General features: G+C 39.1%; 9 protein-coding genes and 2 pseudogenes. 9 read left to right on the top strand and 2 right to left on the bottom strand.

Features of this window, described 5'->3' with window-relative positions; all coding sequences use genetic code 11:
• The first annotated feature begins 74 nt into the window (after window positions 1-74).
• Window positions 75-2,510 (top strand): heavy metal translocating P-type ATPase, encoded by a 2,436-nt coding sequence (locus tag H539_RS0101535; RefSeq protein WP_026692043.1) that lies wholly within the window; start codon window positions 75-77, stop codon window positions 2,508-2,510.
• Between the two features lie 250 nt (window positions 2,511-2,760).
• Here H539_RS0101535 and H539_RS0101525 read toward each other — a convergent pair whose 3' ends face one another.
• Window positions 2,761-3,171 (bottom strand): hypothetical protein, encoded by a 411-nt coding sequence (locus H539_RS0101525; protein ID WP_026692042.1) that lies wholly within the window; start codon window positions 3,169-3,171, stop codon window positions 2,761-2,763.
• Between the two features lie 232 nt (window positions 3,172-3,403).
• Between H539_RS0101525 and H539_RS31275 the strand changes: the two genes are divergently transcribed.
• The 5 genes and pseudogenes from H539_RS31275 (at window position 3,404) to H539_RS0101500 (ending at window position 5,335) form a co-directional block, all read left to right on the top strand.
• Window positions 3,404-3,553, top strand: coding sequence for a hypothetical protein (locus H539_RS31275; protein WP_155889914.1), 150 nt, complete (start codon window positions 3,404-3,406; stop codon window positions 3,551-3,553).
• 177 nt (window positions 3,554-3,730) lie between these two features.
• Window positions 3,731-4,012: a hypothetical protein gene (locus tag H539_RS0101515; RefSeq protein WP_026692041.1), complete on the top strand. Its 282-nt coding sequence runs from the start codon at window positions 3,731-3,733 to the stop codon at window positions 4,010-4,012.
• Window positions 4,013-4,056: 44 nt separating this feature from the next.
• Window positions 4,057-4,191 (top strand): annotated as a pseudogene (locus H539_RS30530) (HAD hydrolase family protein); the annotation flags it as partial.
• A 393-nt stretch (window positions 4,192-4,584) separates the two neighbouring features.
• The gene (locus tag H539_RS0101505; RefSeq protein WP_026692040.1) at window positions 4,585-5,010 is read left to right on the top strand and encodes a MarR family winged helix-turn-helix transcriptional regulator; all 426 of its coding nucleotides are present in this window, start codon (window positions 4,585-4,587) and stop codon (window positions 5,008-5,010) included.
• Window positions 4,994-5,335, top strand: a complete 342-nt coding sequence (locus tag H539_RS0101500; protein ID WP_026692039.1) for a DUF3147 family protein — start codon at window positions 4,994-4,996, stop codon at window positions 5,333-5,335. The genes H539_RS0101505 and H539_RS0101500 overlap by 17 nt, the downstream gene beginning before the upstream one ends.
• Window positions 5,336-5,628: 293 nt before the next feature.
• On the opposite strand, the pseudogene H539_RS33345 reads toward H539_RS0101500, so the two are convergent.
• A pseudogene (locus tag H539_RS33345) lies at window positions 5,629-5,721 on the bottom strand (zinc metallopeptidase); the annotation flags it as partial.
• 1,643 nt (window positions 5,722-7,364) lie between these two features.
• Between H539_RS33345 and H539_RS0101485 the strand changes: the two are divergent.
• The 3 genes from H539_RS0101485 (at window position 7,365) to H539_RS0101475 (ending at window position 14,413) form a co-directional block, all read left to right on the top strand.
• Window positions 7,365-8,129 (top strand): SurA N-terminal domain-containing protein, encoded by a 765-nt coding sequence (locus tag H539_RS0101485; RefSeq protein WP_026692038.1) that lies wholly within the window; start codon window positions 7,365-7,367, stop codon window positions 8,127-8,129.
• A 1,776-nt stretch (window positions 8,130-9,905) separates the two neighbouring features.
• The gene (locus H539_RS0101480; RefSeq protein ID WP_026692037.1) at window positions 9,906-12,074 is read left to right on the top strand and encodes a hydantoinase/oxoprolinase family protein; all 2,169 of its coding nucleotides are present in this window, start codon (window positions 9,906-9,908) and stop codon (window positions 12,072-12,074) included.
• Window positions 12,075-12,103: 29 nt separating this feature from the next.
• Window positions 12,104-14,413 carry a hydantoinase B/oxoprolinase family protein gene (locus H539_RS0101475; RefSeq protein WP_026692036.1) on the top strand — a complete coding sequence of 770 codons (2,310 nt, stop codon included), beginning with the start codon at window positions 12,104-12,106 and terminating at the stop codon, window positions 14,411-14,413.
• Window positions 14,414-14,481 lie beyond the last annotated feature (68 nt).

Genomic DNA, 14,481 nt, shown 5'->3' with positions numbered 1-14,481 from the left:
AACGTGCTTTCAAAAGCACGTTACCCTTAAGAAAATAATATACCCCCTACCCCTATGTAAGAGGTGATGAATTAATGAGTAATGATGTTAAAGAAACCCATTTCCAAATTACTGGAATGACATGTGCCGCCTGTGCTACAAGAATTGAAAAGGGACTTAAAAAACTAGAAGGCGTGAAGGAAGCTAACGTCAATTTGGCGCTGGAAAAGTCAACCATCCAATATGATCCGAGTTTGGTTTCTGAGGAAGATTTCCAAAAGAAAATTCAAGGGCTTGGTTATGATGTCGTTATGGAGAAAAAGGAATTCGATATTACGGGAATGACTTGTGCGGCATGTGCGACAAGGATCGAAAAAGGGTTAAACAAATTGGAAGGGATAGAAAAGGCAGCGGTCAACCTTGCTTTGGAAACCGCCACCGTAGAATATAACCCTTCATTAGTCGGCACACAGGACATTGTGAGTCGGGTCCAAAAACTAGGATATAACGCCATCTCTAAAGAAAATAAAGAAAATCATGTGGATTACCGCCAAAAAGAAATCAAGAGGCAGCAAACGAAGTTCATCGTTTCTGTAATTCTTTCATTCCCATTATTGTGGGCAATGGTAAGCCATTTTTCCTTTGCGTCATTTATTTACCTTCCTGAAGCTCTCATGAATCCATGGGTGCAGTTAGCTCTTGCCACTCCCGTTCAATTTATCATAGGATGGCAATTTTATATCGGGGCCTATAAGGCGTTTATAAACAAGAGTGCCAACATGGATGTCCTTGTGGCACTGGGAACGTCAGCGGCCTATTTTTATAGTCTGTATGTGACCATACAATCCACCGGTTCTCATGGTCATATGGTGGAATTGTATTTTGAAACAAGTGCGATACTCATCACGTTAATTCTTTTAGGGAAACTTTTTGAAGCAAAAGCAAAAGGACGTTCCTCAGAAGCTATCAAAAAACTGATGGGCCTTCAGGCCAAGACAGCCGTTGTATTTAGGGATGGCGCTGAAAAAGAAATACCGCTTGAAGAGGTCGCAGCGGGCGACGTCGTATACATCAAGCCGGGTGAAAAAGTCCCTGTTGACGGCGAAATTATTGAAGGACGTTCAGCAGTAGATGAATCTATGCTGACAGGGGAAAGCGTACCCGTGGATAAAGCGGAAGGTGACTCCGTCATTGGTGCCACCATCAATAAAAACGGATTCCTGAAGATCAAAGCCACGAAAGTGGGAAGAGACACAGCCCTAGCCCAGATCATCAAGGTAGTCGAAGAAGCTCAAGGATCTAAGGCACCGATCCAACGACTGGCCGATCAGATTTCAGGAATATTCGTCCCAATTGTAGTGGGAATAGCCGTGGTAACATTCCTAATCTGGATTTTATGGATCAGTCCTGGCGAGTTTGCAGTGGCCCTGGAAAAACTAATTGCGGTTCTCGTGATAGCCTGCCCTTGTGCTCTCGGGTTGGCAACACCTACATCCATTATGGCTGGCTCAGGAAGAGCCGCTGAATTTGGTATTCTTTTTAAGGGCGGGGAGCATCTTGAAACGACTCATACCATTGATACAGTGGTACTAGATAAAACTGGTACGGTTACAAAAGGCACTCCTCAGCTAACCGATGTCATCATTGCTGGTACACTGGAAGAACATGAGTTTTTGTCCCTGATTGGGGCTGCTGAAAATCAGTCAGAACACCCGCTTGCCCAGGCCATCGTTCAAGGGATAAAAGAAAGAGAAATCCAGCTAAAAGACGTTCAGGAATTTGAAGCCATTCCAGGATATGGTGTAAGGGCAACGGTTGAACACCATAGTATTTTTATTGGTACCCGCAGGCTGATGAACCGAGAAGACATTGAAATTAGCGAAGCCGTTCCTATCATGGAAAGCCTGGAGGATGACGGTAAGACTGCCATGCTTGCTGCAATTGACGGAACGTATGCGGGTGTTGTAGCCGTCGCCGATACCATAAAGGAAACATCAAAAGAAGCCGTACGGAGATTACAAGAGTTAAACATTAACGTAGTCATGATTACAGGGGATAATGCAAGGACAGCCGAAGCCATCGGTAAACAGGTAGGAATTGACCAGGTGATTGCAGAAGTGCTTCCAGAAGGAAAAGCAGAAGAAGTAAAAAAACTGCAGCATGAAGGAAGAAAAGTCGCCATGGTCGGTGACGGCATTAATGATGCACCAGCTCTTGCCGTTGCGGATATAGGAATGGCATTGGGGACTGGTACGGATGTGGCCATGGAGGCAGCCGATATTACCCTCATCAGCGGCGATTTAAATAATATTGCCGATGCTATTTCCATGAGCAAGAAAACCATTCGGAATATCAAACAAAATCTATTTTGGGCATTCGCTTATAATGTAGTGGGTATACCCATTGCCGCTGTTGGTCTTCTTGCCCCTTGGCTTGCTGGTGCTGCAATGGCCTTCAGTTCTGTTTCTGTCGTTTTGAACGCACTGACGCTGCAAAAGGTCAAACTTACCCAGGGCAAAACGATTTCCTAACAGTTTCATTCGAAAGCTAACTCTATCCGTTAAGGAATTTGGTTCGGTGGCTTATCGACTAAGAGGCTCCGTAAACATAGGAATCATGAAAGTTGGCGAAGATCACTTCGACGTATATGTAGGTGGAAAAGCTAAAGGGAGAGATGCTCAAATAGGGCAATTATATAAAGAGACCAAAGGAGTTATATGACATAGTCTAAACGATTATAGATTCCTATGAGTCCTATTCTGCATATAATCTTCTTTATTATTACCTTTTTAATAAAAATCTTGGGGAAGGAAGAACTTCTTGCTCAGCTTCAAAGTAAGCGAGTTTATCTGGTATACAGGAAATGATTGACGGCATTCCCATCCCAACAGCGTGTTCCAGGGCAGTTAATAATGGCAGCTCCTTGCCGTCAATTTCTTCATCCCAAGAAATCACATAACAGGAGTTTCCAGCGCCATTTTCTTTTAATAACTTTACTATTGCTTCGGGATCTGAATTTGGTTTTGCAATGTCAAACATATACTCTTCACGTAGAGTTGTTCTATAAGAATGACAAAGACGATTTAGAGCATTTTTTCGTTTCTTGTCTGAAGACATTTCGAACAAAACCCTGTCTTGGAGCCTTTTAGTGAAAAATGCTTTAACAATTCGTTTCTCTATGTTTTTATCCAATCTAATCCCCCTTACCTCTGTTTTTTTAATGATTATTCAATCGGGGAAAACCTGATAGTCATAGGCTATCATAAGTCACATCCGTCAGGAACAGCTAGCTAACAATGACTATTTTACTTATATGACTTAATACTTTCCATCCGGTTGGAGGGGATGATAAAAATGACCCTGTTCAACTAACGGACAGGAATACTTTAAGAAGCATCTGTTTCAAGGAGGTGTCCAAGGGACTATGGGAAAACAGATTGGATTTTATATAGAGTTAGACTCTTTTAATTTATTGGTTAAAAAGGCTTTTAAATTAGGTTTTAAGGTGCTGCAAGGAAGAGTGGAGAAAATGGAGAAATTAATAAACCAGGTATGCATTGATCCTGAGGATTAATGCTTTTTTTAATGCATTTCCTTTAAAACTGGGTTGCTACAGTAGTCTCATTCGTCTAATGTGTGTTATTTGGGAAAGTAATGGCTGCCTCTGCAGCTTATTTTATGGAAAAGCCAGCAAAATCGGGTTAGATTAATTTTATGTGGTAAAATATTGAAATGTAGGAACGGTGAAATAATGAGTAAAAAAGTACTTATAGGATTTTCTGTTGTATCGTTGCTTTATCAGTTTAGTTTCTTATATACATATTGGATTAAAGATGAATTAACGGGACTAAGTTCGGGAATCGCTGATTTGTATTGGGTTACGGCAGGTCTTTTTGGCATTTCACTAGGAATTTATGTTTTTACTAAATATAGAGTACCCGATATTGCATTTCTTTTTTCCTTAGTCACCTGTTTTCTTGGTTTTCCTATACTCGGACTATTTGTTTTCGCTGCACTAATTACTACCATGTAAATCAGGAAAAAATAGTTCCTGTTCTGTTAGGCGAGGCATAAATAATATTGGAACTTGTAGGTTTTGGTATAGCAATGGGTAACGGAAGTGAAGAGTTAAAAAGTGCTGCGGATTTTGTAACGAAAAAGTCCAGTGAAGATGGAATTCATTATGCATTAAAAAGGTATGAAATTATTTAAATGGATTCCAGTCTGAGTAAATTTGATGTCAGAAAATGAGTTTAACTTGATTGTTGAAATGTTTATGAAACAATGTAGAATACTGGGTAAAGAGAAGATTTATATTGTATCTCACGATGGAACAATAACTTCTTATAGGCAGTTTATTACTGGTGAAAAACTTTCAAGAGTGGATTTTCCCAAAGAGACAGGATGGTTTAAGTTGACTATTAACATTTAACTGATTGCGAAGAAATGTACTTGAACGGGTGCGTTAACTGAAGATCAATCGGTTGCTTATGCAGTCTTTTTCCACTAAAAGAGAAGGTTAGTGGAAGAAGGGTTGCCTTATATTCATATATATCGTAATATAAGATATAATCTTATATTACGATGAAATGGTTGGTAGGTAATATGAATAAGGATATCGTACTTTTAAATCATCTTTGGACGGACATTTACTATCAGTTACGCTATAAGCATCAAGAAAAAATTACTCACCAAGGTATTCGTATCCTACAAGTTATTGACAAAGAGGACGAAGTAGGAATAAAAGAAATTGCGAATGCAATTCACGTTTCCCATAACACAGCTTCAGAGCATATTAAACGTTTACTGGAAAAAGATTATGTTTTTAAAACTCGTAGCAGCAAGGATGAGCGAAAGGTTATTCTTAGGCTTTCTGAATTAGGAATCGATGTACTGCATCGTCATTCGAGTTTAGATGAAGAAAAACTAAAACATATTCTATTCGAACAAATGAGTGATGAAGAAAGGAAACTTATCTTAGAGGCATTTACACTACTAAAGGAGAGAGCAAGTGATGTTCACAATAGTTAAAATTCTAATCTCAGCAATTATAATAGGCACTATTACAGAATTTTCGAGGAGGTATCCTCAACAAGGTGGAATCATTGCCGCTTTACCAATTGTCAGCCTTTTAAGTATCTTATGGCTTTATACTCAAGGAGAACAGATAGACAAAATAAGTAAGTTTGCTATGGGTGTTGTGTGGGGGCTGCCTGGAACAGTAGTTATGTTGTTAATCATAGGAATTGCATTGAAATATTCCATACATTTATTTCCTTCACTAGGTCTTGGTGTTGCTGGCTGGCTAATCTTCTATTTTGCTCAAGACCTCATAGTGAAACATCTTATTAACTAATCTTGAGAAGTTTATGAATATATGTACTTCAACCGAAGGCGCCAGAGGCGCACTGTTTTTCATGCCTGTCTCCCGACCTCGACTTTCGAATCTCAGTTGCCGGTCGAATCATAGGGGTTATACCAACTACCTTTATGACAGTAGCTAATATCGGTTACTTTGGATTTTCGAACGGAATACTTCTTTCGCTTATTGGTGAAACATTAGGAGCTATTTTAAGTTTTTATATTTATAGAAAAGGAATCACTAAAGGAAAACCTTAAATCATAAATACATACAAAAACTGAAACAATCTCAGCCAGCATCAGTTTTTTAGCACGGGAACTGGCATTGAACTCCACAGGCAGTGTAATCAATTGAAAAGCTACTGCTGCTGAGAAAAAGATGCCCATACTTCCCCAGGCCAGGATTTTCTGGCAGCCGTGAAACCATAGTACGCGGTGATTTCTGTTTGAGAAGGCAATCGGTATGGCCATCCTACCCAAGAAGTGCTCGATCGATTGGAGGAAATCGGTGTACAAATTTACCGTACCGATCAAATGAAGACCGTTTTAGCGGTGGCAGACGATAAAAGCATATGGATTTTAAAAAGAAACATTAAAAAGAGCCGCCTGTAAAGGGCGGCTTTTATATTCGTTTGTAATTGAATTTTATTAGGTATTTACTGGGATCCACGGATGTGCCGTTTATCTTGACTGTAAAGTGCATATGCAATCCAGTGGATTTTCCTGTTGAGCCGACTTTGACGATTCCGACTGTTGTATTAATGGCGCTTATATGGCCGTAAAGTCATGCCGTTTCCGTGATCCAGGTAACACAACTCCCTAAACCGCCCATCAGTCCGGCAAACTGACGGTTCCCGGCAGGAAAGCAACGACTGGTTTCCCCATGATTCCGAGCTATCCTCTTTAAATCAAGCCTTTAATTAGGAAAAATCCCGTCTATTAACCGGGATTCAAGTATTAATAACACTTCCTAGAAGTATAATGTCTTGTACAATAAGCTTTTTTATTTCTTTATCTGGACAGTGGTAATATTCAGTAAAGAGGTTCCCCAGTTCTTTAATAAATAAATAATTTTCCCATTCCTCGATTTTTTTCATAAGTGTCCAAACCTTTTTTTATTATTCCTTATTCTTTATTTTAATAGGTAGTTTAATAAAATGATGTAACAAAATTAAGACAAATAAGGATAATTATGTTACGCTAAAAATTGTATTTTGTTTTTTAGGTATCTAGGTTTTAATTTTCCTGTTAACCTTAAGTGAAAAATCATTTGTAGGTGCAAGCTGCCATCATTTTAATTTTTCCTGGGTATAATCATATCAAGTCGCTTTTGCCTGAGTTTTCTTTCTTTTTCTGCTGGGTAAGCTCTTGTTGTTAGTCATAGATGATTCATCTCCTTTAAAATTAGATCGGATTGAGACTCCAGGTCCGTGTGTCCTGGAGCTTTTTCTACGCAAATAAAAAAGTCAAGGGTTATTACACCTTTACGAAATATTCATAGAGTTTCTTAAGATCGGAATATGTAGAAAAAATACGTCTTTCCCTTGTCTGAATAGAAAGGGAATGAAATAAACAGGAAGAATACTAGATAGAGTAAATGGATGGTTTGTCGGTAGGTAAAGTGAGATTTTGATGGTTGTTGTGTTGATGAGTGGGTGGTTTAACGACGTGAAAGGTATTGAAAACCCTAAACCTACGCAGATGAATGCTTAAGAGAAGTAGTAAAGCAACTGAACTCAAAGAATGCCATTCCATTCGTTGCTAGGAGTGTATAACAAAGCAGGGGTAAAAAAGGTAAAATTGCAGGGTTCTCACAGGTCCATGTGTATCTACCTTAATTTGAATATTCATTAATTCCTGCATTTCTTAATCAAATATGTTAGGATAAGAACTATTAAACGCAAGCTACACGACCAAATTGGTTTCGAACAACAAGTTGAGCAAATATCTAGGGTTATATAAAAATAACATCTCAACCCTGGTAATTATATGTTGTGTAATTCCAATAACAAAAGGAGCTAGAGATGAAGAAAATAATATACCCCCTTATTGCAGGAATAATTGTAGTCACTTTGACGGCTTGTGGATCAGAAGATGCAGGTCAACAAGACAAAGCTAAAGATCAAAAGCAGTCATCTCAAACAAAACAGAAAAACCAAGCGAATCAGGCAGAAGAAACGCAGAAAAAACTTGAGGACCAAAAAGTAGAGGATAAGGAAACGGTTGCCATTGTAAATAATAAGCAGCTTATGGGCCGTGAATACAATATGGCCTTGTCTTCTGTACAAATGCAGATGCAACAAATGGGTCAAGATCCCACATCTAAAGATGCAGCGAAACAAATTAAAGAACAAACCATCAATAACTTGGTGGGACAAACCCTAATTCTTCAAGACGCTGACAAAAAAGGGTATAAAGCATCAAATGAAGAAGTTGAAAAGAAACTGACAAATGCAAAACAGCAATATAAAGACGATAAGGCCTTTCAAGCAGCGCTGAAACAAGCTGGTTTAGACATGGAGACATTAAAGAGCAAATCGGCTGAAAGCATTAAATTCTCTAAGTACGTTGAAAAAGAAATACCGGTGGAGGCAGTTACAGATAAAGAAATTCAAACCTACTATGATCAAATGGCCCAGCAGGGGAATGCTGGCGGGAAAGAGCTTCCAAAGCTTGAAGAAGTGAAACCTCAAATCAAGCAACAGCTTCAGCAACAGAAGCAACAAGCACAGCTTACTAAGCAAGTAGAAGAGCTTAAGAAAAATGCTGTGATCGACATCAAGATTTAATGGGTTAAGGTTCATAGTTATAACTCAAATAAACGAACACTGTTCATCCAAATGTTCGTTTATTTGCGCACCATCTTATGTTTCTTTTCCTATGTGGACAACCACTATAGTTCTTTGTCCTTTTTTAGCTTCTCCAACTAATCGCTCCTTAGAAAAAGGTTTAATAATGGAATCTCCCATTAGAATCTTCAACAGTTAAAATTATGAATCTTAAAACTACATGTAAAAGCATACTAAAAAACCCTTACCTTTACCTGTAAGGGTTTTTGTTGAGAAATAAGGTATCTTACTCTTAAAATTGTTACAAAAGGAAACAATCGATCCATTCACATTGACCGGTCATCGGTGTAGAACTGTAACAAAAAGGTACTGAAAGACAACCTTTAATGGACGGGTAATAAGAAAATAACGGAAAAGTATGTAAATAATGGATAGGTATTATTCTTAAACAGATCGGGATTCTAAATTTTAGAAATGTGGATTCTTTTCTTACTTACCTAAATAAATATTAGAATGTATAAAATAGGTCTAGTATATAAGTATACAAATAGCTATACCCCATAAGAAGATCGAAATGAAAACTCCCCATAAACATCCTTTCGCAAATCCCAGCTGCAAAAGTTATATGATTGTATCCGTAATTTACCGTATCAGCAATATGCTCCTAATGAACGCGCCGCAGCGCTAGGGTCGTAGTTAAATTCCTTGGCTATGCTTATGGTTGGGCTGAATGGAGAGATAAGAACGGTAGAATACTAGATGAACTTTTATAGAAAGAATTTAAATTAGCCTATCTTTTGATAGGCTCTTAAAAGACTACAACTTAACAGCTGAGTTGGCTTAAAATTAACTTTCCGATCAAGAAGAAGGGATAGGTTATAGTGACATGTATATCTTAATGTTTAATCAATCGATTGATTAAATGAGTTGAAAAGATGGTTAGTTGACCTACCACTGTATATCTGTATTGTGTAAATCATCTATTTTATAAATAACCTCCCTGGAATATCAATGGTGTTTAAAACAACTTATGTTGCAAGAATAAAATGAAATCTTACGAAGGACAATGTCATCATGCTTAAGTTCACCAGTCAAGACAAGCATGCGATATGGTTCATTAAACAGTACAAAATTTCCACCTTTCCCATATGCATCGGGATAGGGTACTGTTAACCAGATGTTCCCGACTGCTCTTTAGAGTGCGTTAATTTATTCTGCATAAGTTAGTAGCCTGATCAATTTTACCTGTTCCATTTGTCTTTTTTGTCCAAAGCAAGTTTTAGAGCAACCAGATAATGTTTGCTCGCCTGACTTCTATGTATGTGATAATTGCTGTGAACTCTCCAATCTTTTTTCAGTTACATTAGACTTAACGAAATTGCCTTCTTTGAGGAAAATTGCTAGGCACAATTCTACTAAAAAGTATCCTCGTCAATGCTTACATGGTAGCTAATGTGTGCGCGGGAATGTAAGAGAATTGTTTTATTGTTGCAGTCTTGATGGGGCTGGCAACAGCGGCTATTAGCGTTTGTTAAATTATTAATGTAAGTACTACTAACATTAATGTAGAAATTGTTAACTTTACCTTTATAAATACTATGAATATACTTGAATTGAAAACTAAAAATTCGCAAAATTTAGACTATATGGAGGTGTTTAAGATTAAATAATTTGTTTCGTTTAATCATTTTTCCTGCACACAAAAAATATTGAATGTTGTCTTTTAGTTCTATATTGAAGGTCTCAATAATTCAAAGAAAGAGGGGAAACAGAAGCATGACAAAATCTGAACTCGTTTGTGGTGTAGATATTGGTGGCACATTCACTGATTGTGTATTACTTGATTTAGATGGAAATGTAGTATACGGTAAAGCACTCACCTCCTATAACGATGGATTTGAATCGGGTTTTTTTAATAGTATAGAAGCTGCGGGGGAACAAATGGGGCTGTCTACACAAGAGGTATTTGAAAGGTTGTCCAGGATTTCACATGGTTCTACTATAGCAACTAATATTGTTGCAGAAAGAAATGGATCCAGAGTAGGGTTAATCACCACAAAGGGACATGAAGATACGATTATTATGATGAGAGGTTTAGGGCGTGTAGCAGGAGAATCACCTGAGAATATTTTAAAAGTCGTGGAGATACCCAAGCCAGACCCACTAGTAAGTCGTCAATTAATAAAAGGCATTGCAGAGCGAATAGACTGTAATGGCGATGTTGTAGTAGAACTCAATGAACAAGAGATTCGGGAAGCTGTGCAAGATTTAATAAATTCAAAAATGGAAGCGGTTTCAATATCATTTCTCTGGAGTATTAAAAATCCTTCACATGAATTAAGAGCAAAAGAAATTATTCAAGAAATGGCTCCAGATTTATTTATTACTTGTGGACATGAAGTCTCCCAAACACTTGGAGAATATGAACGAACCATTGCTGCAGTAATTAACGCCTATGTAGGACCGACAACGAGCAAATACCTTGAAAAGATCCAAAAAGGAATACGTTCAAGAGGATCTGAAGCATCTTTCCTTATCATGCAGTGTCATGGCGGCATGTTCCCAGCTATCCGCAGCCGTCAAGCTCCTGTATTGACCATCGGTTCGGGACCAGTCGGGGGAATTATGGGATGCGAAAGCTTGGCAGAGGAATTAGGATACAAAAACATCATTGGTACTGATATGGGTGGAACCACTTTCGATGTGGGCTTGATTGTCAATGGAGACCCATTGACTTCTGAACAGGCCATAGTTGATAAATTTTTCTATAATGCCCCCAATGTACAAATTCAATCCATTGGTGCTGGTGGAGGAAGTATAGCATGGGTTGATTCCTATAGTGGTGGGCTCCGCGTTGGCCCTCAAAGCGCTAAAGCTAATCCTGGTCCGGCTTGTTATGGATTGGGCGGAGAAGAACCGACTGTCACAGATGCTGATTTACTACTTGGATATATCGATCCTGAGACTGTGTTTGGCACCGGTTCAGGCCGTGGGCTACATCTGAATAAGGAGTTGGCTGAGAAAGCAATCTCTAAACTCGCAGCAAAACTTGGAATAAGTACAATTGAAGCTGCACAAGGAATTGTAGACGTTGCAAATGCAAAAATGGCTAATCTCATTGAAAACGAAGTAATAGGGCATGGATTAGATCCTCGAGACTTTGTTGTTGTTTCGTACGGTGGAGCTGGTCCAGTGCATGCGGCATCCTATGCAGAAGACCTAGGTATTAGCACGGTCATTATCCCGGGTGAAATATCTTCAGTATGGTCTGCATTTGGAATATCAATTAGTGACATTCGTTACGAGACTGAAAAAGAGGTCGTACTCCTTTCTCCGTTTGATGCAGAAGAATTAGAAACTCTTTTTGTGGAAATAGAGAACAAATCTAAAGATTTAGTTTATAAAGAAGTAGGAGAAGATACAAATATTGAATTTAAACGGTATGTTCGGATGCGTTTTAATTGGCAAAAGCATTCCTTGGAAGTTCCATTATCTGCTGAAACTTTGAATGACGAAACCATAAAAAAGGTTGTAAACGACTTTACATCTATGTATAAGGAGCGATATGGCTCTGCATCCATTCTTCCGGGGGCGCAATTGGAAATAGAATCTATTCGATCAGAACCTGTGGTACGCGTGTGGAAACCGAATAGAAAAATGGAAGCGATTTCACATGTGAGTCCTCCAGCTGAATCGAAGAAACCAGAAAGATTAGTGTATTTGGGAGGAACATCTCCAGTGAAAGCCCAAATTTATAATGGTTCAAAGTTATTAGGTGGCAATATAGTAGAAGGACCGGCTGTTATCGATCTACCGGGCACATCAATTGTTATTGATAGCGGTCAGCAAGTACAAAAAACTGAACGTGGCGATTTCATATTAAGTTTAGGAGAAAAAGAAAATAAGTCAAATGAACTTGTTTCTAGCCTTAAAGAATCTGTTTAAGAAGAAATAGTAGAAAGGGGAACTAAAGTATGGATAAAACTCTGGCTGAATTAAAGGATTTCTGGAATGGTAAAGAACATGCATATATACCGTTTAAACCTCTTAATATTTCTCCAAATGTCAGATTACACAAAGAGTATGAGGAAGAAATTGACCCGATTACTTTTGAAGTTATTCGACATAGCTTATGGGGTGTAAACCAAGAACATGGAAAGGTCATAGAAAACTTGGCAGTCTCCCCAATTACTCTAGAAACAAGGGATTTTCAAACTAGCCTTCATACAGAAGAAGGAGATATTATCCTGTTCGGTCCATACCTTCAGTACTTTTCGGGTGCCATGGATTTAAGTATTCAGTATGTATTGGAGCATCGCGGAGAACAAGGTATCAATGAAGGTGATATGTTTTTACAGAATGATCCTTGGATCGGCGCTCCCCACCAGCCTGATGTAGGAGTATGTGCGCCTGTAGTGTGGGAAGGTAAGATTTTTTGCTGGGTATCAAATGTGATGCACCAAAACGATATTGGGGGAATAATGCCAGGGAGCTTTTGCCAGAATGCGCCGGATGTTTTTTCGGATCCCCCTAGCTTTCCCCCCATGAAGATCGTTAAAGAAGGGAAAATAGACCCGGAATTAGAAGCGATTTATTTAAGGGCTTCTAGAACACCAAATAATCTTGCACTCGATTTAAGAGCCGCTATAGCAGGGTGCCATGCATCACAAGTCCGTATCGTAGAAATGTTAAAGAAGTATGGTCCGATGAAAGTAAAAGGCGCTATGCGGAAAATGATGACTGCAAGTGAAGCTGCTTTTATGGATTTTATGAAATCTATCCCCGATGGTACTTGGAGTGAAAGAGTTTATCAGGAGGTTGCACTCACAGGGGATAGAGGAGTTTATAAAGTTGAACTTTCTGTCACCAAAAAAGGAGGCACGTTGATTTTTAAAAATAAAGGAACAGATCCTCAGGTAGGTGCTATCAACGCTCCGTTTTGCGGTTGGAGAGGTACCATTTTATCAGCGCTTAATGTCATATTGCTTCCGGACCAAATGGGTGCAATCGGTGGGGCGATTCCCCACCTGAAATTTGAACCTACTCCAGGAACACTTACCTGTCCGGATTATGGGGCAGCCGTTAGCCCTGCAGGGATCTATTCGAATGAACTAGCGATCTCGATGGCCAATTCGGTCATCAGTAAAATGATTATGTCTTCCATGGACCCTAAACTTAGAAAGATGGCACTTGGCCCTACTCCTGCTCAGTGGCATATCAATATACATTATGGAGTAAACCAACGGGGGGATTATTACGTTGGGCCAATGCTAGAGCATATGATTGGTACAACAGGTGCAACCCTTGATAGGGATGGTTCATTTGCCAATGGTCTTTGGTGGGTTCCTGAAGGCAAGGGTCCGAATATAGAAGCTTGTGAGAGAGATTGGCCTATACTATACCTCTATCGGAACGAACACCAAGATTCAGCAGGATCAGGGCGTTTTCGAGGAGGTAATGGAGGGATATTAGCTTATATTCCGTACAAGGGGCAAGTAACTTTGGGTACACACTCTTCGGAAGGGGTACCAAAAACTGTAGGTTTACAGGGAGGGTTGCCCGGCAGCCGTGGAGATACTCGAATAATTAAAAATTCCAATATAAATTCATTATTCAGTCAAGGGAAAATGCCAGCATCAACAGAGGAAATCCAAGGCCAGGAAACGCTTACTAATGGTAAGGGGATGCCAATCGATCTATCTGACACAGATATAGTGGAATGGAATTGGGGATCGAGTCCGGGCTATGGAGATGAACTTGATCGAGACCCAGATTTGGTACTTAAGGATGTGACTGACAGAATTATCTCTGAAGAAGCGGCCGAACTGACATACGGTGTTAAATTGACATCAGCAGGATATGTAGATGAGGAAGCTACAAAAATCAAACGTCTTGAAATACGGAAGAACCGTTTTAAACAATGCCAAGCAAGTGCTCCGGATAATTTGGAGGACCTCTTATCTAAAAATATTAATATACCTAATGATGCAATACAGATAGGAGATTACATGTTTGTTCATAAAAACAGCCGTGAAATCACCAATGTACACTGTAGTTGTTGTGGGGAAGTTATTTCGAATGGCAGTCAAGACTTTAAGCGAGGCAGCTTAATTTATGAGGGGACGATTCAGGAAGCGGGTAAACATTTTGTTGAAATCGATAGATATGTAGACCAATCCCTCTCTTTCTTTCAATTTTTCTGCCCGACTTGTGCAACTAGGCTAGCGACAGAAATCAAACGTCCTCAAGATGATCATTCCAGAGAATTTGAAATTACTCTTTAGGCAAACAGTAAATATAGACTAGCTTTCCTGAATAGACAGGGGAGCTAGGACTATTATTAGTGCAGAAC

The sequence above is a fragment of the Peribacillus kribbensis DSM 17871 genome (assembly GCF_000430765.1).
GTDB classification, from domain to species: domain Bacteria; phylum Bacillota; class Bacilli; order Bacillales; family DSM-1321; genus Paraperibacillus; species Paraperibacillus kribbensis.
Note: the sequence above shows the minus strand (reverse complement) of the source record. Positions and strands in the feature narration are given on the sequence as shown.